Annotated in this window: 22 protein-coding genes, 1 other RNA gene and 1 pseudogene; 18 read left to right on the top strand and 6 right to left on the bottom strand. The window is 41.8% G+C overall.

The annotated features are described in order from the left end of the window. From V7K21_RS20670 to V7K21_RS20680, 3 genes and pseudogenes are all read right to left on the bottom strand, one after another. Window positions 1-272 (bottom strand): hypothetical protein (locus tag V7K21_RS20670; protein WP_335177116.1); only part of this gene is annotated, 272 nt, incomplete at its 3' end. 6 nt (window positions 273-278) lie between these two features. Beyond that, window positions 279-1,052: pseudogene (locus V7K21_RS20675) on the bottom strand (PP2C family serine/threonine-protein phosphatase). Between the two features lie 10 nt (window positions 1,053-1,062). Further along, the gene (locus tag V7K21_RS20680) at window positions 1,063-1,722 is read right to left on the bottom strand and encodes a vWA domain-containing protein (RefSeq protein WP_335177118.1); all 660 of its coding nucleotides are present in this window, start codon (window positions 1,720-1,722) and stop codon (window positions 1,063-1,065) included. A 162-nt stretch (window positions 1,723-1,884) separates the two neighbouring features. On the opposite strand from V7K21_RS20680, the gene V7K21_RS20685 reads away from it, so the two are divergent. The 11 genes from V7K21_RS20685 to ssrA all read left to right on the top strand — a co-directional run bounded on the left by V7K21_RS20685 (window position 1,885) and on the right by ssrA (window position 11,146). After that, window positions 1,885-2,214, top strand: coding sequence for a XisI protein (locus tag V7K21_RS20685; RefSeq protein WP_335177119.1), 330 nt, complete (start codon window positions 1,885-1,887; stop codon window positions 2,212-2,214). 80 nt (window positions 2,215-2,294) lie between these two features. Next, window positions 2,295-3,476, top strand: a complete 1,182-nt coding sequence (locus V7K21_RS20690; RefSeq protein WP_335177120.1) for a class I SAM-dependent methyltransferase — start codon at window positions 2,295-2,297, stop codon at window positions 3,474-3,476. 549 nt (window positions 3,477-4,025) lie between these two features. Next, complete coding sequence (locus tag V7K21_RS20695) at window positions 4,026-4,466, top strand: ATP synthase subunit I (protein WP_335177121.1); 441 nt, start codon at window positions 4,026-4,028, stop codon at window positions 4,464-4,466. A 60-nt stretch (window positions 4,467-4,526) separates the two neighbouring features. After that, window positions 4,527-5,288: a F0F1 ATP synthase subunit A gene (gene atpB / locus V7K21_RS20700; RefSeq protein ID WP_334726275.1), complete on the top strand. Its 762-nt coding sequence runs from the start codon at window positions 4,527-4,529 to the stop codon at window positions 5,286-5,288. A 149-nt stretch (window positions 5,289-5,437) separates the two neighbouring features. Continuing rightward, the gene (gene atpE / locus V7K21_RS20705; RefSeq protein WP_012411162.1) at window positions 5,438-5,683 is read left to right on the top strand and encodes an ATP synthase F0 subunit C; all 246 of its coding nucleotides are present in this window, start codon (window positions 5,438-5,440) and stop codon (window positions 5,681-5,683) included. Window positions 5,684-6,006: 323 nt separating this feature from the next. Then, complete coding sequence (locus V7K21_RS20710) at window positions 6,007-6,438, top strand: F0F1 ATP synthase subunit B' (RefSeq protein WP_335177122.1); 432 nt, start codon at window positions 6,007-6,009, stop codon at window positions 6,436-6,438. Between the two features lie 317 nt (window positions 6,439-6,755). Then, window positions 6,756-7,328, top strand: coding sequence for a F0F1 ATP synthase subunit B (locus tag V7K21_RS20715; protein ID WP_334726276.1), 573 nt, complete (start codon window positions 6,756-6,758; stop codon window positions 7,326-7,328). After that, entirely contained in the window at window positions 7,325-7,879 is a 555-nt protein-coding gene (atpH, locus tag V7K21_RS20720; RefSeq protein WP_334792457.1) for an ATP synthase F1 subunit delta, read from the top strand. The genes V7K21_RS20715 and atpH overlap by 4 nt, the downstream gene beginning before the upstream one ends. A gap of 166 nt (window positions 7,880-8,045) precedes the next feature. Next, window positions 8,046-9,566, top strand: coding sequence for a F0F1 ATP synthase subunit alpha (atpA, locus tag V7K21_RS20725; protein WP_335177124.1), 1,521 nt, complete (start codon window positions 8,046-8,048; stop codon window positions 9,564-9,566). Between the two features lie 92 nt (window positions 9,567-9,658). Then, entirely contained in the window at window positions 9,659-10,606 is a 948-nt protein-coding gene (locus V7K21_RS20730; protein ID WP_335081230.1) for a F0F1 ATP synthase subunit gamma, read from the top strand. Between the two features lie 150 nt (window positions 10,607-10,756). Then, window positions 10,757-11,146: a transfer-messenger RNA gene (ssrA, locus tag V7K21_RS20735) on the top strand. 450 nt (window positions 11,147-11,596) lie between these two features. Here the strand turns inward: ssrA and V7K21_RS20740 are convergent. Continuing rightward, window positions 11,597-12,052: a helix-turn-helix domain-containing protein gene (locus tag V7K21_RS20740; RefSeq protein ID WP_335177125.1), complete on the bottom strand. Its 456-nt coding sequence runs from the start codon at window positions 12,050-12,052 to the stop codon at window positions 11,597-11,599. Window positions 12,053-13,233: 1,181 nt separating this feature from the next. On the opposite strand from V7K21_RS20740, the gene V7K21_RS20745 reads away from it, so the two are divergent. The 3 genes from V7K21_RS20745 (at window position 13,234) to V7K21_RS20755 (ending at window position 17,776) form a co-directional block, all read left to right on the top strand. Then, window positions 13,234-14,952, top strand: a complete 1,719-nt coding sequence (locus V7K21_RS20745; RefSeq protein WP_335177126.1) for a diflavin flavoprotein — start codon at window positions 13,234-13,236, stop codon at window positions 14,950-14,952. 137 nt (window positions 14,953-15,089) lie between these two features. Beyond that, a complete protein-coding gene (locus V7K21_RS20750; RefSeq protein WP_335177141.1) occupies window positions 15,090-16,802 on the top strand; it encodes a diflavin flavoprotein in 1,713 nt (570 codons plus the stop codon). 794 nt (window positions 16,803-17,596) lie between these two features. Beyond that, window positions 17,597-17,776, top strand: coding sequence for a hypothetical protein (locus V7K21_RS20755; RefSeq protein ID WP_335177127.1), 180 nt, complete (start codon window positions 17,597-17,599; stop codon window positions 17,774-17,776). 19 nt (window positions 17,777-17,795) lie between these two features. Here V7K21_RS20755 and V7K21_RS20760 read toward each other — a convergent pair whose 3' ends face one another. Next, window positions 17,796-19,088: a dicarboxylate/amino acid:cation symporter gene (locus V7K21_RS20760; RefSeq protein WP_335177128.1), complete on the bottom strand. Its 1,293-nt coding sequence runs from the start codon at window positions 19,086-19,088 to the stop codon at window positions 17,796-17,798. Between the two features lie 193 nt (window positions 19,089-19,281). Between V7K21_RS20760 and V7K21_RS20765 the strand changes: the two genes are divergently transcribed. Further along, the gene (locus V7K21_RS20765) at window positions 19,282-21,912 is read left to right on the top strand and encodes a DNA polymerase III subunit alpha (protein WP_335177129.1); all 2,631 of its coding nucleotides are present in this window, start codon (window positions 19,282-19,284) and stop codon (window positions 21,910-21,912) included. A 44-nt stretch (window positions 21,913-21,956) separates the two neighbouring features. Here the strand turns inward: V7K21_RS20765 and V7K21_RS20770 are convergent, their stop codons facing one another. After that, window positions 21,957-22,334 carry a VOC family protein gene (locus tag V7K21_RS20770; protein ID WP_335177130.1) on the bottom strand — a complete coding sequence of 126 codons (378 nt, stop codon included), beginning with the start codon at window positions 22,332-22,334 and terminating at the stop codon, window positions 21,957-21,959. Window positions 22,335-22,916: 582 nt separating this feature from the next. On the opposite strand from V7K21_RS20770, the gene V7K21_RS20775 reads away from it, so the two are divergent. From V7K21_RS20775 to V7K21_RS20785, 3 genes are all read left to right on the top strand, one after another. Further along, complete coding sequence (locus V7K21_RS20775) at window positions 22,917-23,702, top strand: hypothetical protein (RefSeq protein ID WP_335177131.1); 786 nt, start codon at window positions 22,917-22,919, stop codon at window positions 23,700-23,702. Between the two features lie 110 nt (window positions 23,703-23,812). Further along, complete coding sequence (locus V7K21_RS20780; RefSeq protein WP_335177132.1) at window positions 23,813-24,232, top strand: GNAT family N-acetyltransferase; 420 nt, start codon at window positions 23,813-23,815, stop codon at window positions 24,230-24,232. A 29-nt stretch (window positions 24,233-24,261) separates the two neighbouring features. Further along, window positions 24,262-25,044 (top strand): aminotransferase class IV, encoded by a 783-nt coding sequence (locus V7K21_RS20785; RefSeq protein ID WP_442948905.1) that lies wholly within the window; start codon window positions 24,262-24,264, stop codon window positions 25,042-25,044. Window positions 25,045-25,156: the final 112 nt, after the last annotated feature.

Here is a 25,156-nt window from a genome sequence, read left to right on the forward strand (position 1 = left end):
CCGTAAATGAGGCACAAGACATCCATGCCTCTGACTCTACCATCAATGTGTATTTTCTCCGGTAACCTTTGCGAACCCCATGAACGGTTACCTTTAGGTCGGTGTGCTATCATCACCGCCAACTTCTGCACATGCTCAAGAGTTTGCGAGTGGTAAATTTTCGCTAAGTAACCATTGCGATTAGTTTGCCAAACCTTTGCTTCACCGCTACTTTTAGGTTCACCCAGCAGAGTAATCGATTTTCCCGTACTGGCACAGGTGAGAACTGTCATCGAATTTTACTCTCTATCAAACAAGCACAAAAGTAAGGTTTTATCATCGTCAGTGCGAGAATTTAGCCGCTCAGAGTTGAGGAATTCCATTAGATATTTATCTTCATCTTCTGGATTAATAGGTTCGTGCAAGTATTCCTCCAAAGGTTTAAAGAAAGGCGAGAAGGGTTGCCAGTCACTCAAGCGAATTGCTACTTTTTCTAGTCCATCAGTGGAAGCGCAAAGAAACTCTTGTTTTTCGTTCATGACCTTTACCTGCATTCCTATTAGTGCATTTGTTGAGGTAATAAAAGTTGTTTCATTAGCAAACTCACCTTTATCTGGCTGAAACAACAGTTCATATTCTGACTCTTTGGAACGAATTACAATAAATCCATCTCAGATTTGCATAGCTGCAACGTAGTCAGGAGTAGCCACGAAAACCAATAACGTACAAGCTAAATCATTGATAGAATAATTTTCTTCATCTGCTAGCTTATGTAATTCTGTAATAACTTGGTTCACAATCTTAGCAAATACTTTCTGAGCTTCTTCTTGGGAAAGTGGTTGAGAAAAAGCTTGTTTATGAGGAAATTCATTAATATCAGAAAAGTATTTGAGTACTGTTTCTACCGCCAACTTAGAACCAACATCAGAATGTTTAGCACTACCAGCACCATCAGCAACAGCGCCTACAATTACATCACCAAAGCTGCGATAATTACCATAATCTTGATAACCTATCCCCTGTTTTTGATGACTTGTTCCGATCGCAGAACGTGCAACAGCTTTCCAATTCACAAAATTTCCTCTAACTGGTAATTTGACCCCATCCCATAGCCGGTAAAGCTACAGCTTGCCCCACTTTGCCGCTAGAAACCCGTTTCATCGAAGCAGAAAGCCAGACAAACATATCACGAAAATTTAAGCCATTTAGCGTAACTGGTGGACGTTCAGGTGGAGAAATTTGTTTGAGGATATTCATATCAGCACCCTGTACACCAACCGCAAAAAATGAAAGTCGGCTTTGTGCTTCTGCTTGTCTCAATCTTTGCGCGGCTGATTGCCAGGAGTCAGTTGGCGCTCCGTCTGTAATCAAAAAAACCCAAGGGCGATAAAAGAGAATACCGTTGTCTTTATAAGTCTGTTTGCGGTTCTCTAGAAAATCCAAAGCATACTCAATCGCCGCACCCATTGGAGTAACACCATATACTTCCAATGTAGGCGGTGTAAATTGGTCAATAGTTACAAAGTCTTGCGTGAGTTTAACTATGGGGCCAAATGTAATCATAGCCACTTCCACACTCAGCGATGCTTGGGAATCTTTTAGTACATCTGCTTTGAAAGCAGCAAGTCCTCGATTTAACTCTTGGATAGGCTGACCTGACATAGAGCCAGAAGTATCAAGTAACAGAATTACAGGGCAACGATTTTCTGGATTTTCAACGAATTCAGGCATTCCTACAGCCATTGAATACTCCTGATTAAGTAAATTATTCTACAAAACTACAATTAAATTTTATTAGCTAATAAATACTTAAGCACTAGTGCTTTTACTGAAACAACTTTCCTGCTTAAAATATATGAGCTGATGGCGATCATAATTATCTGTATACCTGAAGGACATTGTTTTATGGAAGGAATAAATTACTCTCAAATCATTCAAGATATTTTAAATAACCATTCCGCGAATGACGTAGCTAATGGCACGGAAGTTCAATTGTTGTTTGACGTAGAACGCCATCATTATCAAGTCTTAAATATTGGCTGGAAAGAACAACGGAGAATTTATGGAGTTATCATTCATGTTGATATAAAAAACAAAAAAATTTGGATACAAAGAGATGGTACAGAAATCGGTATCGCTAATGAATTAATTGCTGCTGGAGTACCTAAAGAAGATATTGTATTAGGATTTCATGCTCCTTATAAACGCGAATTTACTGACTTTGCTGTTGGATAAGTAGCAAGGTAAGCAATAGTAATCTTTGCTCTAACCAGCCACTATCCGCTAAACTCAGAAATGCTGCGTTGTTCCTCATCATGTCCGATTCCCAAACTGTTAGTGCTGCTGTTGCCAAACTCTACAATACCTACCCCTTTCCGCCAGAAGCCCTGTTGGATGAACCACCCCCAGGCTATAACTGGCGCTGGAATTGGCTAGCCGCTTATAATTTTTGCACAGGTCAAAAACCCCAAAAGCAAAATATTCGGATTTTAGATGCAGGTTGCGGTACAGGTGTGAGTACGGAATACCTGGTTCACCTCAATCCCCAGGCTTCTGTTGTAGGAATTGACCTCAGTACAAGCGCTTTGGCTGTAGCAAAAGAACGTTGTCAGCGTTCAGGGGCTACCCGCGTTGAATTTCATCACCTCAGCTTGTTTGATGTGGAACAGTTACCGGGTGAATTTGATTTAATTAACTGTGTTGGTGTTTTGCATCATACGCTTGATCCAATTCGCGGTATTCAAGCTTTGGCGAAGAAGTTAGCTCCAGGTGGCTTAATGCATATTTTTGTGTACGGAGAGTTGGGACGTTGGGAAATTCAACTTATGCAAAAAGCGATCGCCCTTCTTCAAGGTGACAAAAAAGGCGACTATCGTGATGGTGTCCAAGTCGGGCGAAAAATATTTTCTTCTCTACCAGAAAGTAACCGAATTGTCAAATCAGAAAAGCAGCGTTGGTCATTAGAAAACCACAAGGATGAACACTTTGCCGATATGTACGTTCATCCCCAGGAAATTGACTATAACATTGAGACGCTGTTTGAATTAATAGATGCTTCGGGATTGGAATTTATTGGTTTCTCGAATCCGAGTTTCTGGGATTTGGAGAGACTTTTGGGCAAAGCACCAGAGTTAGTAGAACGGGCAAAAGAATTGAGCGATCGCCAGCTTTACCGCCTGATAGAATTACTAGATCCAGAAGTAACTCATTACGAGTTTTTCCTGGGTCGTCCTCCCTCAACTAAGTCCGAGTGGTCAGACGATAACGCCCTATTGGCAGCTATTCCCGAACTTAATCCTTGTATTGAAGGATTTCCCAGTCAATGTTTTTTTAATTACAATTACCAGATTGTTAATTTATCTGTAGCAGAGTTTGAATTTATGCAAAGATGTGACGCTAATCCAACAGTTGCAGAGATTTTGGCAGGTGTGCAACTGGAATTAGATCAGGTAAGAAAACTTGTTCAGCAGCAGCTGATTTTATTGACACCTGCTTAATCACACTCCAAGACGATACTGGGTTAACTAATATAATTTATACTCATGGTGATGAGCGATCGCCCATCACCACTTTTGGCAAATTAATGTAGATTAGGAAAGTGCCCAACAAACGGGGTATTGTACATCCCAAAAGTTTGAGTTTTTTGGAATTCAGCAGTGGTGCAATGATTTAATGACAAGCCGCTACTCTACGATTTCTGATTTGCGGTAGGCTCATACACTCCTCAAGCACCAATTGATTTTATTGATACCGACTTAATTCAAACACTAAGATGCTATGTAACGACATTGGAGAAGAATTATTCACTCAAAAAAGCTGAAATTGTCAGAAATTTTGAATTTTCAGGTAGCGATTATTGATTATTTAGCCCTACAGTCCCTCACCTCATCAGCCGCTCTCTCACTTCTGGGAGCGTGATTTTACTGACTGTCTAACGTTGCCAAGAAGTTAATTGTTTTTTCCTAAAGTATTGTTACCGGATCGTGATATGATTCATCTGACTGAATGTGCAGTCATAATGTTTAGCTGTACTGGTTTCAAGTCTCGTGAGCTTGTCAGACGAATCAATTGCGCCCACTCCGACAACGCAACAAGATGCTAAAACTGTTTCTGAAGATACAGAATCAGATAACTCCATGCAAGAGTTCTATCAACTCTTCCAGCGGTTGTTGGTAATCACGCTTGTCTTGACGGGGGTTATTTTTATCTCTGTGTGGATCTTTTATTCCTTGAACATTGCTCTTAATTATTTAATTGGGGCGTGTACAGGTGTGGTTTACTTAAAAATGCTGGCTAGAGACGTTGAGCAGCTTGGTAGTGAAAAAACCAATTTGAGCAAAACTCGTTTTGCTCTATTTATGGGAGTGATCGTCGTGGCAACTCAATGGCGTGAGCTACAGATTCTGCCCATATTTTTGGGATTTTTAACTTACAAAGCCACGCTCCTGGTTTATATGGTGCAAATTGCGTTCATTCCTGATTCTTGAAAAGTCAGGCTCACAAAGATAGTAATCCCATCCTCGCTCGTTGGGGAAAATGCTTGAAGAATGCAAATGCTTAGTGTCTTAAACGCCTTTAGTTCTTTTCCCCTCGCCGCATTAGAAGTAGGTCATCATTTCTATTGGCAATTGGGCAATCTTAAAATTCATGGGCAAGTTTTTCTTACCTCATGGTTTGTGATTAGCATTTTAGTAGTGGCTTCTATTGCTGCTACTCGCAACGCACAAAGAATTCCCAAGGGCATCCAAAATTTGATGGAATACGCCCTAGAATTTATCCGGGATTTGGCAAAAAACCAACTTGGTGAGAAAGAGTACCGCCCTTGGGTGCCATTTATTGGCACATTGTTCTTGTTTATTTTCGTATCGAATTGGTCAGGTGCGCTAATTCCCTGGAAGCTGATCAAGCTACCTTCAGGCGAATTGGCAGCTCCTACCAATGACATCAATACGACTGTTGCATTGGCACTGCTAACCTCCTTAGCGTACTTTTACGCAGGTTTTAGCAAACGGGGTTTGGGCTACTTTAAGAAGTATATAGAGCCAACACCTATTCTATTGCCGATCGCAATTCTCGAAGATTTCACCAAGCCCCTTTCCCTAAGCTTCCGTCTATTTGGTAATATTTTGGCGGATGAACTGGTAGTTGCGGTACTGGTGCTGCTAGTTCCTCTATTTGTACCTCTGCCTGTAATGGCCTTAGGTTTATTTACCAGTGCCATTCAAGCCCTGGTTTTTGCCACCCTAGCCGGAGCATACATTCATGAGGCCATGGAGGGACATGGTGGAGAAGAGCATGAGGAGCATTAAACTTCTCAGTTGATAGCACAGTTCCAAGAGCATTTTCGCTCAAAACATCGCAAAGCGCGATCTGAAGAACTCGGTGCAGCGTGAAAAACACGTCTCTAGTCGTTAACGTAATGTCTGTTAGTTTTGTAATCAAAGCAAGGAAAATCAACATGGATCCATTAGTGCAGGCTGCTTCAGTTCTCGCTGCTGCTTTAGCGATTGGTTTAGCTGCAATTGGCCCTGGTATTGGTCAAGGAAATGCTGCTGGACAAGCAGTAGAAGGTATTGCCCGTCAACCTGAAGCAGAAGGAAAAATTCGCGGTACTCTGCTATTAACCTTGGCATTCATGGAATCCTTGACTATCTATGGTCTAGTGATTGCCCTGGTATTGCTGTTTGCTAATCCCTTCGGCTAATACCTTAAAGTTTTTGTGAGTGTGGAGTCGTGAGTGATCACGCCTCTACAATCGAAATATTTTGGGTATCTTAATAGTTCTAATGTTCAATTGACTACCGCTTTTGGATTTTGGATTTTGGATTATCAAGAGTTTTCGGTACATGCCCCTGAGCTATGCCTGCTCTAAAATTCAAAAGACGCTTCTACGTTGCTAACGCTACGCTATCGTCAATCTAAAGTCCAAAATTACTTGACCCTTGTTGGCTATGGGTTTCTAAAATATGAAAGGTTGGATGATATTGCTAGCCATGAAAACTGCTACTCCAGCCAAAGAGGAGAGAAATGTTTGATTTCGATGCTACCTTGCCCTTCATGGCATTGCAATTCCTGCTATTAGCAGCCTTGTTGAATGCAATTTTTTATAAGCCACTGACCAAGGTACTAGACGATCGCGATAATTATATCCGAACGAATACCCTTGAGGCGCGGGAGAGCTTGGCTAAAGCCGAGCGCTTGGCTACCGAATATGAGCAGCAACTCGCAGAAGCTCGCAAACAATCGCAAGCTACCCTAGAAGCAGCTCAACTTGAAGCTAAGAAAATTACTGCCGATAAAATAGCTGAGGCCCAAAAGGAAGCTCAGTCTCAACGAGAACAAGCTGCTGTTGAAATAGAACAACAAAAGCAGGAAGCTTTTCGCACCTTAGAGCAACAAGTTGATGCTCTCAGCAGGCAGATTCTAGAAAAACTATTGGGGCCAACTCCAGTTAGATAAGCTAACAAAACTGGTTCTGTAAAAGCATACGCGCAACTGGGGCCTAGTCCTGAGCGCTTAATTAAGTGTCAAAAAAAGGCACTTTTTCCCTTCTGGGGAAAGATACTTAATTTCCTTACGGGGAAAAGATACTTAATTTCCCTACGGGGGAAAGATACTTAATTTCCCTACGGGGAAAAGATACTTAATTTCCCTACGGGGAAAAGATACTTAATTTCCCTACGGGGAAAAGATACTTAATTTCCCTACGGGGAAAAGATACTTAATTTCCCTACGGGAAAATACAACGTATTAGCAAGCGAGCAGCGCACTTGTAAATGGGTATCATGGGGACATTGTTATTACTTGCCGCAGAAGCGAACGCTGTTCACTCTGAATTGGCAGAAGGCGCAGCAGAAGGTGGTTTCGGTCTAAACCTAGACATTTTTGAAACCAATCTGATCAATCTAGCGATTCTAGTTGGCATACTATTCTACTTCGGACGTAAAGTTTTAAGCAATATCCTGAACGAGCGACAATCCAATATTGCCACCGCAATTCAGGAAGCAGAAGGGCGCTTAAAAGAGGCAAAGACTGCTCTTTCCCAAGCGCAGGAACAGTTGAAGCAATCTCAGGCAGAGGCACAACGCATCCGCCAATCTGCCACAGAAAACGCCCAAAAGGCGAAAGAAGACTTGTTGGCGAAGGCAGTGCAAGACGTAGAACGCTTGAAACAAACAGCAGCAGCAGATTTAAACACTGAAACCGAGCGAGCGATCGCTCAACTGCGGCAACGGGTAGCTACTCTAGCATTGCAAAAAGTCGAATCGCAACTAAAAGGCGGGATTGCCGACGATGCTCAACAAGGTTTAATTGACCGTAGCATCGCACAACTCGGAGGCAATGTATGACAAGCAAAGTAGCAACAACTGAAGTAGCCCAGCCCTACGCACAGGCACTTTTGTCAATAGCGCAATCGAAAAATTTGACAGAAGAGTTCGGGGAAGATGCGCGGACTTTCCTGGGTTTGCTCAGGGCAGACAAACAGCTACAAAACTTTTTCAGCAACCCGTTTATTCAGTCTGAGAACAAAAAAGCTCTGATCAAACAAATATTCGGTGAAGGCGCTAACCCCTACTTACGCAATTTTTTGCTAATCTTAGTAGACAAACGCCGCATTGCATTCTTGGAATCGATTTTTGAACAGTATCTGGCGCTGTTGCGGCAGCTGAATAAAACCGTATTAGCGGAAGTAATTTCAGCCATTCCCCTCACAGAAGCTCAACAGCAGGCAATTACAGAAAAGGTGATTGCTATAACTAATGCTCGCCAGGTAGAAATAGAAACCAAGGTAGACAGTGAGTTAATTGGTGGTGTAATCATTAAAGTAGGTTCGCAGGTAATTGATGCCAGTATCCGGGGTCAGTTGCGCCGCCTTTCATTGCGCTTAACTAATAGCTAGAAAGTTAGAAGTAGAGACGCGATTAATCGGGTCTCTACAGGGGTGAGGAGTTAGGAGTTAAGTAAACAGTAATTTATTTTGACTTTTAACTTTTAACCTTTGCTTTTTTAACTCATCACTTCCAACTATTGAATTTTTCCGTCTCGAAAGCAAAAAAGATAGACACATGAGCATATCAATTAGACCTGACGAAATTAGTAGTATAATCCAACAACAAATCGAGCAATACGATCAAGAGGTCAAAGTTGCTAATGTTGGTACTGTTCTACAAGTTGGTGACGGTATTGCCCGGATCTATGGTCTCGAAAAGGCTATGGCGGGGGAACTCTTAGAATTTGAAGACGGTACAATTGGCATCGCCCAGAACTTGGAAGAAGACAATGTGGGTGCGGTGCTTATGGGTGAAGGGATAGAAATTCAAGAGGGGAGCTCTGTAACTGCGACTGGTAGAATTGCCCAGGTGCCTGTAGGAGAAGCCTTAGTTGGACGAGTTGTAGACGCCTTGGGTCGTCCCATTGATGGGAAGGGAGACATCAAATCCTCAGAAAGCCGTTTGATTGAATCTCCAGCACCCGGTATCATTGCTCGTCGGTCTGTACACGAACCCATGCAAACGGGGATCACAGCTATTGATTCAATGATTCCCATCGGTCGCGGTCAACGGGAATTGATTATTGGTGACCGGCAAACCGGCAAAACTGCGATCGCAATCGACACCATCATCAACCAGAAAGAAGAAGATGTAGTTTGTGTCTACGTTGCGATCGGTCAAAAGGCTTCCACAGTTGCTAACGTGGTGCAGACATTGCAAGAAAAAGGCGCGATGGATTACACCGTCGTTGTCTTTGCTAGTGCGAGTGAACCAGCAACCCTACAATACCTAGCTCCCTACACAGGCGCAACTATTGCTGAGTACTTTATGTACAAAGGCAAAGCTACCCTAGTTATTTACGATGACCTCTCCAAGCAAGCCCAAGCTTATCGCCAAATGTCCCTGTTGTTGCGTCGTCCACCCGGACGCGAAGCTTACCCTGGAGATGTATTCTACATCCACTCCCGCTTGTTAGAAAGAGCAGCAAAGCTGAGTGACGAATTAGGTAAAGGCAGTATGACCGCCCTACCAATCATCGAAACCCAAGCTGGTGACGTTTCAGCATACATCCCCACCAACGTAATTTCTATTACCGATGGTCAGATATTCCTGTCTTCTGACTTGTTTAACGCTGGTATCCGTCCCGCTGTAAACCCTGGTATTTCAGTATCCCGTGTGGGATCTGCGGCTCAAACAAAGGCAATGAAGAAAGTTGCCGGTAAAATTAAATTGGAATTAGCCCAATTTGACGATTTGCAAGCCTTCGCGCAATTTGCTTCTGACTTAGATAAAACCACTCAAGACCAGTTGGCACGGGGTCAACGGTTGCGCGAACTCCTCAAGCAGCCACAAAATTCGCCACTATCAGTATACGAGCAAGTAGCAATTCTGTATGCTGGTATTAATGGTTACTTAGATGATGTGCCTGTAGATAAAGTCACCAGCTTTACCCAAGGTCTACGGGAGTACTTAAAGACTGGTAAACCGCAGTATGTGCAAGGAGTACAAGGCTCTAAAGCACTAGGTGATGCAGAAGAAGTTGCCTTGAAGGAAGCACTCACCGAATACAAGAAGACCTTCAAAGCTACAGCATAGCAATTTTGGATTTTGGATTTTGGATTTCGGATTAAATCTAAAATCCGAAACCCCAAATCTAAAATCTAAAATCTAAAATCTAAAATCGAATTATGGCCAATCTAAAAGCAATACGCGATCGCATTCAGTCGGTCAAAAACACCAAAAAAATCACAGAAGCCATGCGCCTGGTAGCTGCGGCTAGAGTGCGTCGGGCGCAAGAACAAGTGCTAGCGACTCGCCCCTTTGCCGATCGCTTGGCACAAGTATTGTATGGTTTGCAAAGCCGTCTACGATTTGAAGAAGCAAACCTGCCACTGCTGAAAAAACGGGAAGTTAAGTCAGTCGGGCTGTTGGTAATTTCAGGCGATCGCGGTCTATGCGGCGGCTACAATAATAACGTTATCCGTCGTGCAGAAAACCGCGCCAAAGAAATTAAGGCAGAAGGTTTAGACTATCAATTTGTGCTCGTCGGACGCAAAGCTACACAGTACTTTCAACGCCGCAATCAGCCCATTGATGCTACTTACAGCGGCTTAGAGCAAATACCCACTGCTGCAGAAGCCAATCAGATTGCCGATCAACTACTTTCCTTATTTCTATCGGAAAAAGTAGACCGCATCGAATTGATTTATACCAGATTCCTTTCCTTGGTTAGCTCCCGTCCCGTGGTGCAAACCCTACTTCCGTTGGATACTCAAGGCTTAGAAGCAGCCGATGACGAAATCTTCCGCTTGACAACCCGTGGCGGTAAATTTGAAGTAGAACGGGAGAAAGTGACTAACCAAGTCCGTGCGTTGGCTCCTGACATGATTTTCGAGCAAGATCCAGTGCAGATTCTCGATTCTCTGTTGCCCCTCTATTTAAGTAACCAGCTATTGCGAGCGCTGCAAGAATCGGCGGCTAGTGAACTAGCAGCTCGGATGACAGCCATGAGTAATGCCAGCGAGAATGCGGGTGAACTGATTAACACCCTCACCCTGTCTTACAACAAAGCCCGACAAGCTGCAATCACCCAAGAACTCCTTGAAGTTGTTGGTGGTGCTGAAGCACTAACTTAGGAAAATATTTCTTGTCGCTCATGGCAAATAGCCAATTGCTAATGATTTTAAAATTAGCGATTGGCTATTTTAAGTAATTGGAGGCATATATCCTGACTTTGATAATTACGAATTACAAATCACGTATTATAATTAAAGTATGAAGCGCATGGGTCCGTCACGGTTTCGACAGGTTGGCGAACGCTGCTCTGTGATTCAGGTCGAGAGTGAGTCTCCTCTCGGAAATCAAAGGCTCAAACAAAAAGTAAATGCGAATAACATCGTTAACTTTGCTCGTAAGCCTGCTCTAGTAGCAGCCTAAACACCTCTTATAGGTTCGAGCGTCTTTAGTTTGACTCCGTTAAGGACTGAAGACCAAACCCCAACGGATGCTCTAGCAAGCGTTCTCTGGTTGGCTTGCTGGTTAAGATTAAATCAGAGCATCCTACGTTCGGGATAATGAACGATTCCCGCCTTGAGGGTCAGAAAGGCTAAACCTGTGAATGAGCGGGGGGTCAATACCCAATTTGGACAGCAGTTCGACTCTGCTCGGATCCACTAAGAATAAATAACAAGTCCACCAAACACTTTAATGTTTAGGTGGATTTTGTTTTATCAGTTATTTTTATTCAGCTAATTATTCCAGGACTATTTAGTTCTAGACATCAACCGCCCAGAACTAAAATCCGTTTTAACGGACTATAACCTCTTCTCAGTCGTCTTTAGACCAATACGCTTGGGTTAAAGCCAAAATACCTAAACCTGCGTAGGTTGGAGAGCCATTGCGCCCTTGCGGTTTCCCGACTTAAAGCAAGTGGCCTTTGAAGAACAAAACCCAACATTTTTCATGGTTTATTGGGTTTCACTACCTGTCTTAAGCCGCCTCCTTTGTCTACGTTCAACCCAACCTACAAATATCCTTAACCTAAGCGTATGGGTTTAAAGACTACTTTCGCTATAAGAGAGGTGAATTCATTCTGAGGTGGACTAGATGAGAACGAAATTGCCCTGCTAATTATTCTGTTCCTGGGGTTGTTTGCGTGCGCTTCCAAACCTCCTTCCCCTTTTTTTAAGTACCCGTCGTAATCGGTCTGCACTCAAGCTTACTTGACGCTCAGATGCCAGTTTTTTTGCCAGTTGTTTAGAGTTATAAGTCTGTGGCTCTTGAGCTAAACAATTTTCTAGATAAACCAAGTCTGATTCCGAATATCGGGGTTTTCCCCCTCGACCTGGGGCATCCCACAGACCTACTAAACCCATCTTTTCCCAGCGATGAAGGGTTTGACGTACTGTTGAAATCGCCCAGTTTAAGCCTTTAGCAATTTGCTCATTTTTTAAGCCGCGAGTATTCAGCAGTAAAACTTGAGCACGATCCTTGGTACGTTGAGGAACATCTTTGGCTTTTCTCAACTCTTCTAAAGTCAGCTTTTCTGCATCAGTTAGAAAGACTTTTAATCGGCATCCCATAAACGATAACCTTTCACATAGTCAATTTTTGGCATTGTATTATGTCTATTCACACCTCTATATCTACTGCGGCATGTATTTAATAATACAGTTATAAACTTAACAACAAGTATTAAATATACCGAAGTTTAGCCTTATGGCTGTTAAGGGCGAAGTATTAGCTTGAGAACATTATTAAAGTTTGTAATTTATCATCGGTAATGAATTTTCGTAAAAAGTTAGACAGACAAAAACGACGCCCTTAGTTTGTATGGGCATATAGATTAGATAGCCAGACGCTGTAGCTTATGGCTATGATGAAAATAATTTGTTGGCGTTGTGTTGACTAATGCCTAAGGTCGATAATAAAAAACTGTATCATTAAAATTATTAAATTATTCGTATTGTTACGGTCATTCATCGAAACTTTAAAAATGATTTTCACGCTAGTTTATACTTGAATGAGCAGAAAAAGATATACAGGCTCAGTTCTTTTTATTTCGCTCGTCTCAGAAACTTTGCTTTTATTATCTCCAAAAAGACATCTATTTTATCGACTTTACAGAAAATTTATATTTTACGTAACAAGATTCTTGGTTGAGACAAGAATATATTCAATACCGATTGGGAAAAACATTGTCAACAGCTTATTTGATGCGTATTGAAAAGGTGTAAAAGTTTTTCCTACTTTTCCTACTTTTCCTACTTTTCATAACTTAGTTATAAGAGAGGACTTCAAAAAACTAACTTTTTTTATTTGACATCTAAATCTATTCTCTTAAGACATCAATTTTGCGATTGCCCAATATTTTGCGCCACAATTACAGAGTCTCTTTGTAAAGCCTGGTATATCCTTAGCACTCATCCCTCATTCTCAAAAAGAAAGGTTAACATAACAATCCTGCATGTGTGATATTTTTTTACATTTGAACTTTTTAAGTTTTTATTGTCAAAGAATATGATGAATATGATATTTTTGAATTAGGATAAATTCAGATAAACTTGGATAATTAACTACTCAGTAAATCAGCATGAATAAATTAATATTTAGGAGATTTTTGAAGTTATATTTTTAGTAAAAAAGTAATAATTGATACAAGATAGAATTTAAAAAAATTGATATTTATTACAACTTAAACAAAAAATAATAGAGACAATGGGGGCAGAAGAAAAACCTGTTAATTTGCGCTCGGAGACGAATAATGGTAGCGATCGCACAGAACGTTCAACATCGCCTAACTATACAAACTGTAGAAATTGCCCCGAATACAACGGCGATTCGCTCTCTTGATTGGGATCGCGATCGCTTCGATATCGAATTCGGATTGCAAAACGGTACAACCTATAATTCATATCTAATTAGGGGTGAACAAACAGTTTTGATTGATACTTCTCACCAGAAGTTTCGTGATCTGTATTTAGAGACTCTAAAAGGTCTTGTCAACCCCAAAACAATTGATTACATAATTGTCAGCCACACAGAGCCAGACCATAGCGGCTTAGTAGAAGATGTTCTCCAGTTAGCTCCTAGAGCCACTGTTTTAGCCTCAAAAGTTGCACTTCAGTTTTTGGAAGGCTTAGTACACGATCCTTTTAGTAAGCGGGTTGTGAAAACTGGCGATCGCATAGATATCGGCAAAGGACACGAAATCGAATTCGTGAGTGCGCCTAACCTGCACTGGCCGGATACAATCTTTAGCTTTGACCGCAAAACCCAAACCCTTTACACCTGTGATGCTTTTGGGATGCACTTTTGTGACGATCGCACCTTCGACGAAGATTTAGAAGCGATCGAAGCTGACTTTAGATTTTACTATGACTCCTTGATGGGCCCTAACGCTCGTTCTTTGGTGAATGCCATGAAGCGGATGAGCGAACTAGGGAAGATTAATATTATCGCCAACGGTCACGGCCCTTTACTATACCACCACCTAGATGTTCTAACCGGGTGCTACGAAAATTGGAGCCAAAGACAAACTAAAGCAGAAACAACAGTTGGCTTGTTTTATGCCTCAGATTACGGGTATAGTGAGCGCCTTGGTCACGCAATTTCTGAGGGAGTACAGAAAACTGGGGTTGGGGTAGAAATACTGGATCTAAGTACTGCCCAGAGCCAAGAAATCCAAGAACTAGCCGGGAGAGCAGTTGGCATCATTATTGGTATGCCCCCAACTACAAGCGCCGCCGCCCAAGCTAGTATCAGTTCATTGCTAGCTGTCGCCAAGAACAAGCAAATGGTTGGGCTGTTTGAATGTTACGGTGGGGATGATGAACCCATTGATACACTCCGCAGAAAATTTCTCGACTCTGGCATCAAAGAAGCCTTCCCAGCCATTCGGATTAGAGAGGCTCCTACCGCATCAACATTCCAGTTGTGTGAAGAAGCGGGTAAAGACTTGGGACAATTGCTGGTGCGCGATCGCAACATCAAGCAAATCAAGTCTCTCGACGTCGACATGGAAAAGGCGCTGGGTCGGATTAGTAGTGGACTATATATAGTCACCACGAAAAAAGAAAATGTGTCAAGTGCAATGCTGGCATCCTGGGTAACGCAAGCGAGTTTGCAACCCTTAGGATTCACAATTGCCGTTGCTAAAGACCGCGCCATTGATTCCTTAATGCAAGTAGGCGATCGCTTCGTCCTCAACGTTTTGGAAGAAGGCAATTATCAAGAATTGAAAAAGCACTTTCTCAAGCGCTTGCATCCTGGTGCTGATCGCTTTGCTGGGGTGAAAACTCAAACCGCGAAAAACGGCTCCCCGATTTTAACTGATGCTCTGGCGTACATGGAATGTGAAATACAGACCAGCATGGAATGCAGCGATCACTGGATTTTATACTGCACCGTCGAAGAAGGTCGTGTCTCCAAAAACGATGGACTGACAGCGGTTCGCCATCGCAAAGTAGGTAATTACTACTAAGGATAGGGCATAGGGCATGGGGTATGGGTTGTTTCTCCTTATTCCCAATGCCCAATGCCCAATGCCCAATTGCCAATACTTCGGCTTTGCTCAGTACAAGTGCCCAATGCCCAACTCCCCAACTTTACCCAACAGCTATGACCAATTCCAAGCCACGCGACGTACAAGTTCTACCAATTGCTACAAATACTAAGGCGATCAGAGCACGTAGTTGGTCACGTCTGCGGTTTGAAATTGAATACGCACTTGAAAGAGGTACTACTTCCAATTGCTATTTAATTGAAGCTGATAAAACCGCACTTATTGATCCACCCCCAGAAAGCTTTACCGAAATTTATTTAGAGGCATTGCGGCAGACTTTAGATTTGCAACGTTTGGATTATATAATCCTGGGTCATTTTAATCCCAACCGAGTTGCAACCCTGAAAGCAATTTTACAACTGGCACCACAGGTAACTTTTGTCTGTTCTCTTCCCGGTGCGAACAATTTGCGTGCTGCTTTCCTAGACCATGATTTGAAAGTCTTGGTGATGCGGGGGAAAGAAACTTTGGATTTGGGCAAGGGTCATGTTTTAAAATTCTTCCCCATTCCTAGTCCGCGTTGGCCAGAAGAACTTTGTACCTATGACCAGCAAACCCAAATTCTCTACACAGATAAGTTATTTGCAACTCATCTGTGTGGTGATGAACTATTTGATGATAACTGGGAAGCGCTCAAAGAAGACCAGCGTTACTACTTTAACTGCCTGATGGCTCCCCAAGCTCCTCATGTGCAATCAGCTTTGGAGAAAATATCAGATTTGCAGGTGAGAATGTATGCTGTGGGTCACGGGCCCTTGGTACGTACCGGCTTAATCGAACTCACCAAAGCTTATGGAGAGTGGAGCCGTGCTCACAACGAGCGCGAGATTTCTGTTGCCCTACTTTATGCTTCAGCTTACGGGAATACGGCGACTTTAGCACAGGCGATCGCTCTGGGACTGACTAAAGGTGGAGTCGCAGTCAAATCGATTAACTGTGAATTTGCCACCCCTGATGAAGTTCGCATCAACCTAGCACAGTCAGACGGTTTTATTATCGGTTCTCCTACCATTGGTGGTCATGCGCCAACTCCTATTCATACTGCTTTAGGGATTGTGCTATCGAGCGGTGACAATAGCAAACTCGCTGGGGTCTTTGGTTCCTATGGCTGGAGTGGCGAAGCATTTGACTTAATCGAAGGTAAACTCCGGGATGCTGGATATCGCTTTGGCTTTGACACCCTGAAGGTCAAGTTTAAACCTGATGATGTCACTCTCAAGTTCTGTGAAGAACTAGGCACAGACTTTGCCCAAGCACTGAAAAAGGCTAAAAAGGTACGCGTACCACAACAAGCCGCTACTCCAGTGGAACAGGCTGTCGGTCGGATCGTTGGTTCCGTTTGCGTGGTTACAGCGAAACTTGGAGAAGTGTCTACCGCAATGTTAGGCGCTTGGGTTTCTCAAGCCACCTTCAACCCACCTGGACTAACTGTTGCGATCGCCAAAGACCGAGCGATCGAATCTTTGATGTATGCAGGTGGTAAGTTTGCCTTAAATATTCTACCTGAAGGCAATCATCAAGACTACATGAAACATTTCCGTAAATCTTTCGCACCTGGGGAAGATAGATTTTCCAACTTTAGTACAGCAGTTGCAGATAACGGTTGTACCATCCTCACTGATGCATCAGCATATTTGGAATGCTCAGTCAATCAACGTCTAGAATGTGGCGATCATTGGGTTGTGTATGCAACTGTGGATGAAGGTAAATTACTCAAGCCCGATGCTGTTACTGCCATCAATCATCGCAAAACAGGCACTCATTATTAGATAGTGAGAAATTTAACCTAACGAAACCGCCTTAGCTTGAATATAGCCAAGGCGTTTTATGACAAAAATTCTCTTTTTTATTGTGGGATGGGCAAGATGCTTATCCCAGTTTTTTTGTTGATATGTAGAGTCCGCCCAAGTAAATTTTAGTTATCTACGAGCTTATCTATCTTTAGACAGATGTTCGAGATTTTTGAGTTTCAGATTATACACAATAAACTTTGAGATTACAAAATCATCTATTGTTTTAAAAGGGACTTCGACAATACTCTGGTAGATTTCTGAAGTGAAGAACCATTGGCTAGGAAGTGTCTCAAGTGTGATCGCTTAGTGCAGCTGATCAAACGTACAGACTTCTTAGGCAGCTCCGTCAGCAATGCAGGGGACATCAACGGTGGCGGCTTCGAGTCTACGCCCCTAGCAACGTTATCTATAGCATGAATCTCGTGAAATGGTATGACTTTTCATGGGATGTGGAATCAGAAAAATGGTGCGTGCAATTTCAGTATTAAAGCGGAAACAATATAAATTCACTCGCTGAAATTCCGCAATTGCCACCAAGACAATTGTAGAAACGCAGTGTAGCCTTTAACTAGAAAAAGAGTATTAGGGAGTTGCTAGACAAAATGCCAACTAGTAGTTTGCCAAATCAAAATTGCTGGGTTTGAGCTGGGGAAAGGTTAGAGGAAAAGGGGCTAAAAACCTTTTCCCTTTTCCCTTTTACCCTTTAAAAAGCCAAGTTCCATTGGCGAACTACTAGTGCCACTAAACTTTTATAATATTTTGTTGTTCTCATGACTCCAAAACACACTAAAATTAAATTTCCCCTTTGGCAGTATCTGAACCAGCCTTTATTTAGTCACAATTCTAAATTAGTATTGAATCCCCATCGCTTTGCATTCATCTGGCGTCTTCGACTTCTAGAACGCTGCTGGACTAAAGAATGTGATGCCAAAGGGCCTCAACAGCATTAGCTACCTGAAAAGCCGTAAACTAAGCCTCGTCTACAGAACGAGGCTTTTTGCCGTCAAGTAAAGCACTGACAGTCATATCTCCCATGACATTAATCGCGGTGCGGCAGCGATCCAGAAACCAGTCTACAGTAACTAGCAAAGCGATGTACTGGGTAGGTAAGCCTACAGAAGTGAACACTAGTGTCATCGTTACCAGTCCAGCATTGGGAATATTTGCCGCACCTACGGATGCAAAAATCGAAGTAAGGATGACAATTAACTGCTGTCCCAGACTCAAATGTTGTCCAATTAGTTGAGAAATATATAACGCAGACATTGCTTCATAAAGGGCAGTGCCATCATTATTGAAATTTGCCCCGACTAATGCCCCCAAAGCAGCAGAAGATTCCCTTAAACCGACTTTTGTTTGCAAAACCTCAAAGGTTACGGGCATTGCCGCCGCAGAGGAAGAAGTTGAGAAAGCTGTCAAAAAAGCATCAGAACCGCCAGCTAGGAATTTTAACGGGTGTACCCAAGAACCAAATTTTACTCTGGTGAGGTAGTAGCACGCCTGCAATACTAATGCTAACAGCACCGCCACGATGAATGCACCCAAAGATTTAAACGGTGTAAAGCCCTGCATAGCAATAGTTTTAGCTACAATCCCAAAGACTGCGAACGGCACTAAGGCAATTACCCAGTTGAGGATACGGACTACCGCTTCAAATAAAATCCCGATGACATCCTCAATTGGCTGGTATCCGTTCTTGCCTTGAGTGATTTGTTCAGATTTTAATCCTCGCAGGACGATGCCAAAACTCAGGGCAATCACAATCAGTTGGATAACGTTATTATCAACTAACGGCTTGAGAACAGCTTCCGGTACAGCATCTTTGATTATTCCCCAAGGATCAAGACTCTGAGGAGTTATTTCTGTACTTGTTGAGGTGGTTACATTGCCCCAAGTTCCTGGATGCAGCACATTCGCCACCAAAAGTCCCACTAAAATAGCTACGGTAGTGTTAGTTAAAAGTAGCACTGCCAGTCGCCGTCCGGCTGTACCGGGGATATTCGTAGTCATTAAGGTATGCAGCACCGCTACCAGAATCAGAGGCGTAGCTAGGGCGCGGAGAGCCTTTAACACCAATTCCGCCGGAATTGCTAAATTATTGATTAAAGTGGCATTGCTGGGATTGGGATTCCCCGCACCAAGGGCAATTCCGACGCTGACTGCTACTACTAGGGCGATGAGAATTTGCAATGTGAGAGGGATACGCTGCCACCAAGGGCTAGCTTTGGTTTCAGGCGAAGTAGTACTCTCTGTTTGACTCATTAGTTAGATGCTGATTAACTGCTGTAACTATTAAAACAACACTTATGATAGTGACAATTTCGGAAAAAGAACAGCTTGAATTTTGGTTAAAAACTGTTAATCTAAGATTCCGTTGCTTTGCAAAATCTAGCTCGAAAGGGTATACCACAAGGTAGGCCCCTAGAGATATCTTGGCTTGTGGTTGGAGATGCTTATGTCCTTTGTCCCTTTACATATTCACAGTGACTACAGTCTGCTCGATGGGGCAAGTCAGCTACCAGAGTTGGTGGATCAAGCGATCGCACTGGGGATGAAAGCGATCGCCCTTACTGATCATGGCGTCATGTATGGGGCGATTGAACTGATCAAAATCTGCCGTAGTCAAAATATTAAGCCGATTATCGGCAATGAAATGTATATAATTAATGGCGATATTGAAAAACAAGAACGCCGTCCGAAATATCATCAAGTCGTTTTAGCTAAAAATACCAAAGGTTACAAAAATTTAGTCAAATTAACCACAATTTCTCACCTCAAAGGTGTTCAAGGCAAAGGAATTTTTTCTCGCCCTTGTATTAATAAAGATTTACTAAAAGAATATCATGAAGGGTTGATTGTCACCAGTGCTTGTTTGGGTGGAGAAATTCCCCAAGCAATTCTTAGTAATAGACCAGATGCAGCCAGAAAAATTGCTCAGTGGTATAAAGATGTATTTGGTGATGATTATTATCTAGAAATTCAAGACCACGGCTCACAGGAAGACCGGATTGTTAATGTTGAAATAGTCAAAATTGCGAGGGAACTAGGGATTAAATTTGTTGCTACCAATGATTCTCATTTTATTTCTTGTTTTGACGTTGAAGCCCACGATGCTTTGCTATGTATTCAGACTGGCAAGCTAATTATTGAAGATAAGCGGATGCGTTATAGTGGCACAGAGTATCTCAAATCTGGTGAGGAGATGCAGCAGCTATTTCGTGACCATTTGCCAGATGATGTGATTGCAGAAGCGATCGCCACTACTGAAGAAGTCGCTGATAAAGTCGAGCCTTACTATATTATGGGTGAGCCTCAGATCCCTACACCCCCCATTCCCTCTGGTCATACTGCTGACACTTACGCCGAAGATGTTGCATGGAACGGACTTTTAGAACGGTTAAATCGGAAATCACGCAATGAGGTTGATTCTGTCTATAAAGAAAGATTGGAATACGAACTAAAAATGATTCAGCAGATGGGTTTTTCCAAATACTTTTTAGTTGTATGGGACTACATCAAATTTGCTAGAGATAATAATATTCCTGTGGGGCCTGGTCGGGGTTCGGCGGCTGGTTCATTAGTTGCTTATGCGATGCGAATTACCAACATTGACCCTGTGCATCATGGGCTACTATTTGAGCGTTTTTTGAACCCAGAACGGAAATCCATGCCTGATATTGATACGGATTTCTGTATTGAACAAAGAGATAAAGTTATTGAATATGTAACTGATAAATATGGTGCAGATAAAGTTGCCCAAATTATTACCTTTAACCGCCTAACTTCTAAAGCAGTTTTGAAAGATGTCGCCAGAGTCTTGAATATTCCCTACGGGGAAGCTGACAAGATGGCGAAATTAATTCCTGTAGTGCGGGGAAAACCAACGAAACTAAAGGTGATGATTTCTAATGAAACCCCAGAACCACAGTTTAAAGATAAATATGATAAAGAACCGCATATTCGCCATTGGCTTGATATGGCGATGCGAATTGAAGGAACTAACAAAACTTTTGGTGTTCATGCAGCAGGTGTGGTAATTTCTGCCGATCCACTTGATGAAATTGTCCCGCTACAGAAGAATAATGATGGTTCCGTGATTACTCAGTATTTCATGGAAGACCTGGAATCAATGGGTTTGTTGAAAATGGATTTTCTGGGTTTACGGAACCTGACGCTGATTCAAAATACCCTTGATTTAATTCAAGAAACTAAAGGATATCGTGTTGATCCTGATGAAATCACCCACCAAGAGAGAAAAGCCCAAAAGATATTAGCTAAAGGTGAACATACCACTCTGCCAAAAGATGTGCAGAAAACTTATGAACTATTAGAAGCAGGTGAGTTAGAAGGGATATTTCAATTAGAATCTTCTGGAATGCGTCAGATTGTGCGAGATTTGAAACCTTCTAATATAGAGGATATTTCTTCGATTTTGGCACTTTATCGACCGGGCCCATTAGATGCGGGATTGATTCCTAAATTTATCAACCGCAAACACGGGCGAGAAAATATTGATTATCAACACCAAATTCTAGAATCAGTATTAGACGAAACTTATGGAATTATGGTCTATCAAGAGCAAATCATGAAAATTGCTCAGGATATGGCTGGATATTCCTTAGGACAAGCTGACTTGCTGCGTCGGGCGATGGGTAAAAAGAAAGTTTCTGAGATGCAAAAGCAGCGAGAAAAATTCGTCGATGGCGCAGCTAAAAATGGTGTTCAGAAAAAAGTTGCGGATGAATTATTTGAGCAAATGTTAAAGTTTGCTGAATATTGTTTAAGCTATGACACGGAAATCTTGACAGTAGAATATGGATTAATGCCGATTGGGGAAATTGTAGAAAAACTCATTGAATGTACTGTGTACAGCGTTGATAATAATGGAAATATTTACACACAACCTATAGCACAGTTGCACGATCGCGGACAACAAGAGGTGTTTGAATATTGCTTGGAAGATGGTTCAGTGATTCGGGCAACAAAAGACCATAAATTTATGACTGTTGATGGTCAAATGTTGCCAATTGATGAAATATTTGAACGGGAATTGGATTTGATGCAAGTAGGGGGTTTACCGGAATAAGAGCAAGGGGAGCAGGGGGAGAATGACAAATGACAAATAACAAATTAAGCTGGCTGATGACAAACAGCTTCTATGCGATATCCGTCAGGATCAATCACAAAAGCGGCATAATAATTGGGGTGGTAATGAGAACGCAATCCAGGCTTGCCATCGTCCTTAGCTCCTAAAGCGATCGCTTGTCGATAAAAAGCATCCACCGCAGGGCGATTATCAGCCGCAAATGCCAGATGAAAGCCTTTGGATACTTCATGGGTAAACTCTCGACGATTCCCAATCCAAAACATCGGGTAAGTACCAGCACTATAAGCAGCGATGTCAGGTAAATTAAATAGGCGCTTGACGCCTAACGGCGCAAGCACAGCATCATAGAAGGCTAGACTGCGTTCTAAACTACTCACCCCAAAGGATAGATGATCAAACATAAGCTCTAATTTTTAGAAACACTACTCACACTTACAATATTTTTCAGCAAAAGGGCATTTAAACAACGATCATTTTTCAAAATGATCGAAGCATCCGAATGCAAGCAAATTTACCAAATTATTGGTAGCTGTTGAAAAAGTAAAAATCATCAAAAAGCCAACTCATTTTAGAAAATTTATGTTGTGAATTTTACTGCATTTACTTAATAAAACTAAGTAATCTCAAAGGAATTTAATAAGTTAAGAACTTGTTGCTTAAAAAAAGTAAAGCTAGATTCCTAGCAGCTTATTTCATCTCAAAAAAGAAAATAATTTTTTAGATGTGGCAAAGAAGGAAGCGTAAATTATACTAACAATTATAAGTATAATATAATACCAAATAATTACTGCCGAGTTTGCCAAGCTACTTGTTTTTGGTTTCTCTTGAGGAAAGATAGGCTTGTTCACTGTTAGTCGTTACTAGAGGGTAGCGGCTTGATGGATATTCTCCTGTGTAAGCGACTGTAACTATATAGCTGAGTAATTTTCCAAGAAGTATATTATATACAATGAGTTGCTTCTACCTGGGAAGACAAGAAAAATATGTTGTTGTCGCGTAAAGCCATTGCTACACCTTTTGTAATTTGTGTGTGTATTTTAGGAGTTGGCTTGATTCAATTTCCCCAATTACAAAAACTGATAAATAGCAAACAATCTGCCTCCTTAGAAACTCTAGAGAAAGAAATAAAATCAGAAAATATCCGTCTTAATTTTCTCAAAAAAATGCCTACTTTTGGTTATGATAATTTCATTGCAGATTTGGTATATATCAATTTTTTACAATATTTTGGAGATGATGAAGTTCGGGATAAAACAGGTTATAGTTTAAGTCCCGAATATTTTGAAGTCATTCTAGAACGTGACCCGCGATTTTTAGAAGCGTATCGCAGTCTTTCTATCAGTACTTCATTGTATGCTGCTATGCCAGAACGTGCGATCGCACTATCAAAAAAAGGCTTAAAATCACTATCTCCCTTCGTTCCCGAAAAGTCTTATTACGTGTGGCGTTACAAAGGAATTGATGAGTTATTATTTTTAGGCAATGCTCAAGCTGCCCAAAAGTCTTTTGCAACGGCGGCAAACTGGGCTAGTAACTTTTCAGATGCAGAGAGTCAGCTTATAGCTAATACTTCCCAAAAAACTGCGGAATTTCTGAGTCGAAATCCTAACAGTAAATATGCTCAGATTGCTACCTGGTCAATGGTTTTAAATAATCAGGTTGATGAAAAAACTCGGAAACGTGCAATTAGAGAAATCGAAGCTTTGGGAGGAAAAGTAATTATAACTCCCGAAGGTACTCAGAAAATTTTATTTCCTCCAAAGGATTAAATTATTATTCATAGCATTTTCTTCCGAGATAAGCTTTTACAAAATTGCAATAATCTCGATAAATTGAGAAACTAATATGAGTACGCATCATATTTTTAGGAGCGATATTGATGTCAATACAATTAGGAGAATCTGACTTTCAAATATTAAAGTGTTTTCCTGTTATGTCCCAGTTGCGTCCTCACCTTGAGCAGGCTAAGTTTGTAGAACAAGTTCGATATCAAATGAAAGAAGGATATCAACTTGTATTCTTGGAAGTAGAGCAGCAAGCTGTGGCAGTAGCTGGATTTCGTATTCATACGTGTTTAGCATCAGGAAAGTTTTTATATATTGATGACTTAGTTGTTGATGAGTTGAAGCGGTCACAAAGCTATGGTAAACAGTTATTTCAATGGCTAATTGAATATGCAATAAATCATGAGTGTAAACACCTGAGTCTTGATTCTGGCGTTCAGCGATTTGCAGCTCACAGATTTTATCTCATGCAGCGCATGAGCATTACAAGTCATCACTTTGGAATAGAGTTGTAGCGAGAAGCAATCTGGTTGTGAAAAATGATATTTTTTGGTATAATGGCAAATTAATTGAGTCCCGAATTTTAAAGTTAGACATTAATGATCCGGGTTTACTTTATGGGGCGACTGTTTTTACAACATTGCGGGTTTATCAGAACTCGCTAGATAGTAATTTAACTAATTGGCAAGCACACTGCGATCGCCTATTTTTCTCAGTACAATCTTTTGGTTGGCAGCAACCAGACTGGAGGCGTGTGCGTCAAGGTGCCCAAATTCTTCTCGCCCACTTCCCCGTTCTCAGAATTACCCTTTTTCCCGATGGACGGGAATGGATAACTGGCAGATTTTTACCAGAGGATTTGAGAGAAAAACAAAAAACTGGCGTTGTATGCGCTGTTGCTAGTTCTGAATTTTATCGCTCTCTCCCCTCTCATAAAACCGGAAACTATTTGAGTGCTTGGCTGGCAAAAACTACTTTAGATGCTCAAGAAGCAATATTAGTCGATGCCCAAGGAAATTGGCTAGAAACCAGCACAGGCAACCTTTGGGGATGGTACGATCGCAGTTGGTGGACGCCGCCAATAAAGGCAGGAATTTTGCCAGGAATTGTGCGATCGCAACTTGTAAACTGGTTGCAAAACCACCAGCAGCCGATGCGAGAGGAACCTTGGAGCGTGGAGTTAGTCCAGAGATTTGAAGCGATCGCCTACACTAATAGTGTGGTAGAAATTATTCCTATTCATACCGTTCATCAGCCCACAGGGTCGCTACAATATAATCCCTACCATCCTAGTTTTCTGCAAATAAGGGAGCTTTTTGTAGCATGATAGCCACGCCACTTTGTTACACTTAAGATAAGTTAACATAATTCTTAATAATGACCTCTCTAAACAGAGACGCTAGGCGATGGCGCAAAGCGCCGGCTGAGAGCTAACGCGC

It is taken from the genome of Nostoc sp. (assembly GCF_036919595.1).
Lineage (GTDB): Bacteria > Cyanobacteriota > Cyanobacteriia > Cyanobacteriales > Nostocaceae > Nostoc.